Source organism: Kitasatospora sp. NPDC101447 (genome assembly GCF_044767225.1).
Lineage (GTDB): Bacteria > Actinomycetota > Actinomycetes > Streptomycetales > Streptomycetaceae > Kitasatospora.
Map to the genome: position 1 here is coordinate 1 of NZ_JBIWNL010000082.1, position 4,246 is coordinate 4,246.

The window sequence follows — 4,246 nt, forward strand, 5'->3', positions numbered from 1 at the left end:
TCCGCGGAGACCACCACGGTGTGGGACACCCCGGGGGTGTTGTCCACGAAATTGGTGATCAGCCAGTTCAGGTTCTGTGCGGCCTGGCTCATCTGGTTCAACTCAACGCTCCTGGTGATCTGCGCCGTTGCCGTCGCTCCGGCCACCGAAACTATCGAATCCGGGCTGCTGGGCACCATGCTGGAGCCCCGGCGGGTTGGCGGCCTGTTCGGCCCCGGCCCGGCGGCCCTGCTGGATGCCGCGGCGCAGGTTGGTCAGTCGGCCGCGGACCTCCTCGGGGGCCCGGGAGACCTGGGGACCGGTCAGCGGCGAGGCCTCGGCGGTGCCGGAGACCAGGTTGGCCTGCGGGGTCCGTCGGGGCAGGCCCGACATGGTGACGCCGTTGGTCGAGGGCTCGCGGACCTGCTCGGCCCGGCGCCAGCGCTCGTCGTTCGCGGACGGACGCCACGGCGCGTCGTCGGCACCCGGCTGCTGCGGCTGCTGCGGCTGCTGCTGGGCCTGCTGCGGCTGGGCCTGGCGCTGCTGCTGGGGCTGCTGCTGGCGGGGCGGCTGCTGCGGAGCCCGCTGCTGCGGGGCCTGCTGCGGGGCCTGCTGCTGGGGAGCCTGCTGCTGCGGGGCCTGCTCCAGGAACTCCGGCGAGGAGGTGCCGGGACGGCGCGGCTGGTAGGACCGCGGCTGCCCCTGCTCCTGCTGCTGCTGCTGGCCGGCGGCCGCGGACGGGCCGGTCGGCAGGGCCATCGGCTCCTGGTACGGCAGCTGCGGCGGCTGCTGCTGCGGGGCCTGCTCCTGGCGCACCGGCTCCGGACGCGCCGGGTTCGGCACGTTCGGCAGCACCGGCTCGACCAGGCCGAGGCCCAGCGGGTCGCGCGGGTCGATCTGGCTGGCCTCGAAGCGCGGGCGGGCGAACTGCTGGGTGCTCTCCACCGGCGCCGGCTCGGCCGACGGCAGCGGCTGGGGCTGCTGCGGGGCCTGCTGCTGCGGCTGGCGGTCGCGCTGCGGCGCGTCCGGGCCGGGGCGCTGCGGACGGCGCGGGCCCTGGGCACCGGGCCGGCCGGGGGCACCCTGAGCACCCGGCGCACCGGGGCCGCCCGGCGCACCGGGACCCTGACGGCCGGGGGCGCGCTGCGGCAGGCCGTCCTGCGGACGGTTGCCCGGACGGGCGCCCTGCTGCGGAGCACCGGGACCGCCGGGGCGGCCGTGCTGGGGCTGCTCGCCGGTCCGGGGACCGGGAGCGCCGTCGAACTCGCCACCGGGGCGCGGCCGCTCCTGACCGGGCTGCGGCTGGCCGGGCTGCTGGCCGGGCTGCTGCTGGCGGCCGCGGCGGGGCAGGCCGTCCTGGCCGGCCTGCGGCGGACCCTGACGGCCCGGGGTGCGCTGCGGCAGCCCGCCCTGGGGCGACTGCTGCTGCGGCGGCTGCTGTGCCTGCTGCTGCGGCTGCTGCTGTGCCTGCTTGGGCTGCGCGGGCTGCTGGCCGCGTCGGCCCTGGCCCTGGCCCTGGTTCGGCACGACCGGGTTCTCGCGCAGCGCCTTGCCGACCTGGCGGGTCGGCAGACCGCCGGCGCGGCCGCCGGGCGCACCCGGACCTGCCTGCGCCCCCGGACCCGCCGGAGCGGCCGGACCGCCCTGGCCGAGCTGCGGGCGGCCGCCCTGCGGGGCACCGGCGGCCGGGCCCTGGCCGAGCGCGGCCGGACCGCCCTGACGGCCGGGCGGCATCTGGCGCTGCTGACGCGGCGTCGGGGCGACCCCGCGCTGCTGCTTGCCCTGGGCGGGTCCGGGGCGGCCGGCGCCGCGGCGCTCGCCGGAGTTGGTGACGTCCACCGGGAGCATGACCAGCGCGGTGGTGCCGCCGGAGTCGCTGGGGCGGAGCTGGATGCGGATGCCGTGGCGCAGCGAGAGGCGACCGACCACGAAGAGGCCCATGCGGCGGGAGACCGAGACGTCCACCGTCGGCGGGTTGGCGAGGCGCTCGTTGATCTCGGAGAGGTCGTCGGGGCTCAGGCCGATGCCGGTGTCGTGGATCTCGACCAGCACGCGGCCGTCCGGCAGCGCGTGGCCGGTGACCCGGACGCGGGTCTGCGGGCTGGAGAACGAGGTGGCGTTCTCCAGCAGCTCGGCGAGCAGGTGGACGAGGTCGTTGACGACGCGGCCGGCGACCTCGGCCGACGGCACCGCGGCGAGTTCGATGCGCTCGTACTGCTCCACCTCGGAGGCGGCGGCGCGGAGCACGTCGACGAGCGGAACGGGCCTGGTCCAGCGGCGGCCCGGGTCTTCACCGGCGAGGACGAGGAGGTTTTCGCCGTTGCGGCGCATGCGGGTCGCGAGGTGGTCCAGCTTGAAGAGGTTGGCCAGCTGGTCCGGGTCCGCCTCGCGGCTCTCCAGCTCGGAGATGAGCGACAGCTGGCGCTGGATGAGGCCCTGGCTGCGGCGCGAGAGGTTGGTGAACATCGCGTTGATGTTGCCTCGCAGGAGGGCCTGCTCGGCGGCGAGGCGGACGGCCTCGCTGTGCACCATGTCGAAGGCGTGCGCCACGTGGCCGATCTCGTCGGCGGAGTCGACGGCGACGGGTTCGACCGTGGTGTCGACGTCGTGCGGGTCGCTCTCGGAGAGCGTCTTGACCAGCTCGGGCAGTCGGCGCTCGGCGACGTCCTCGGCCGCGGCCTGCAGACGGGTCAGCGAGCGCACCATCGAGCGGGCGATCAGACCGGCGCCACCGAGGGCGACGAGCAGCACCAGGGCGACCGCGACACCGATGATCAGGGCGTCCGTGTCGGCCTGCGACTGCAGGTCCTGGGCCTTGCCGTCGAGGTTCTCGATCAGCTTGGCCTCGATCCGCTTCTCGGCGTTGATCTTGGCGCTGGCCTTCTCGTACCAGTCCTTGTAGGTGACCGGCTCGGTCTGGTGGATGCCGCCCTGGGTGAGGACCGTGCCGGCGTAGCGGTCGGCGTCGGCGACGACGCCGTTGTAGCTCAGCTGGCTGCGCAGGTTGTCCAGGTCGTGCGCGGTGTAGATGTTGTTGAAGCTGGCGATCGCGTTCTCGTACGACAGGCGCAGGCGGATGCCGAAGGACTCGTCGCTGAGGCTGAGGTCCGGACCCTTGGGGTTGGCGAGCGCGGCGCTGATCAGGGCCCGCTGCTGCGAGGTCGCGTTCTTGGCGAGCGAGAACTGCTGCAGCGCGCGGGTCGAGACGACCAGGTCCTTGTTGTTCGACGCGAGCGCGATGTCCTGGGTGATGGACAGCAGGTCGCGGATGATCACGTCGTAGGCGGTGATCGTCGACTGGATGTTCTGGTTGACCTGGTACGGCGCGCCGCGGGTGTCCGCGACCGAGTTCAGGTCGCGGCGGATCTGCAGCAGCAGCGCCTTTCCGCCGGACAGTTCGAGGTTCTCGAACTTGTCGGAGGACGCGGTGAAGGTGCGGCTCAGGTCGTCGGTGGCCTTGCGGGCGGCGACGATGTCGTCGTCCAGCTGGCCGTTCGGGTCGTGCGTGATCGGGCCGGCGCTGATGTCGCGCTCGGTCTGCAGCGCGTCCGCGAGGTTGGTCGCCTTCTTGGCCAGATCGGACAGGTTGGCCATCTGGGCGAGTTGCTGCGAGTTCTCCATCGAGGTCTGGATGCGCAGGCCACCGAGGACCAGCGAGACCAGGACGGGGAGGGCGAGCAGCGCGATCAGCTTCGTCCGGATGCGCCAGTTGCGCATCGCGAGCCGGTTCAGACCGGTCGCCCGGCGTCGGGTCAGCGAGGTTCGGAGTCTGTCCCGGGTGGACGTCCGCTCCTGGCCGTCCCCCTCGGGGCGGCCGAGGGCCTCGGGTGTGATCGGCTCTGCCGGGCCACCGGGCGCCGCCGCCTGCTGGGGGGCTGCCATGGGCTCGCGCGACTCCGGGTTACCCGCGGCGCCGCTACCCCTTTTGAAACGTCCCTGCACTGGCGTCGCAACCTCTGGACCGGGCGTCCCGCCGCGTCGCCACGGCCTGGACGGTGTCGAGTTTCCATCCGCTCCCCGGCCGGTCCGGGAGAGCGGGTCACCGGGGTGGACCACTCCCTACCCACGGTCCGTCGCATTCCAGCACAGCCGGGGAATCCCAACAAGGGCCGCAGGAACCGGACGCCCGGCGCTACCGACCGCTTGTGCGATCTCACTGACTGTGCGGTAACCGGACCGGAATACCGCATTTTTCGGACACTCGCCGGATACATGCCAACCGGACCGTAGATCGAAAAGAGTCATAGACCTTCCGGAATGCCTGATA

Annotated in this window: 1 protein-coding gene and 1 pseudogene; both read right to left on the minus strand. The window is 73.4% G+C overall.

All coding sequences use genetic code 11. The annotated features are described in order from the left end of the window. Nucleotides 1–92: pseudogene (locus ACIRST_RS42320) on the minus strand (roadblock/LC7 domain-containing protein); the annotation flags it as partial. Between the two features lie 10 nt (nucleotides 93–102). Continuing rightward, entirely contained in the window at nucleotides 103–3,861 is a 3,759-nt protein-coding gene (locus ACIRST_RS42325) for a nitrate- and nitrite sensing domain-containing protein (protein ID WP_402810116.1), read from the minus strand. Nucleotides 3,862–4,246: the final 385 nt, after the last annotated feature.